This is a genomic window from Xenorhabdus santafensis (assembly GCF_033949405.1).
In the GTDB taxonomy this organism is placed as follows: domain Bacteria; phylum Pseudomonadota; class Gammaproteobacteria; order Enterobacterales; family Enterobacteriaceae; genus Xenorhabdus; species Xenorhabdus santafensis.
The window spans coordinates 1-350 of record NZ_VCDN01000517.1 but is presented as its reverse complement, the minus strand read 5'-3'; the positions used below and the strand labels follow the sequence as shown (position 1 = coordinate 350).

Annotated in this window: 1 protein-coding gene; it reads left to right on the top strand. The window is 32.9% G+C overall.

Annotated features, from left to right (window positions below; all coding sequences use genetic code 11):
* Positions 1-350: hypothetical protein (locus tag FE392_RS23235; RefSeq protein WP_319932035.1), on the top strand; the 350-nt coding region annotated here is incomplete at both ends.

The window sequence follows — 350 nt, the reverse complement described above, 5'->3', positions numbered from 1 at the left end:
TTTATTATTAAATTAAAAGGAAAAAGTGGGCAAAATCTTATAACAGAACATGCGGCTGCAACGGAGAGAGAAGTATCCATTATAAAAATTATTAGCCCTTATATATTTCTAACAGTTTGTATTTTACTTTCTCGCCTCGTTCCAGCATTACATGATTTGTTCAGATCATATGCGGTTCTTGATTTGAAATCATACTCTTATAAACTAGAGTTACTATATTCACCAGGATTTTGGCTCGGTATGACTTGCTTATTTACTATTATTTTCTTCCGCATCCCGTCTAATATTATTAAACAATCACTCTCACAAACGATCAAACAATGGATTCCTTTTGCGATTACGACGACAAT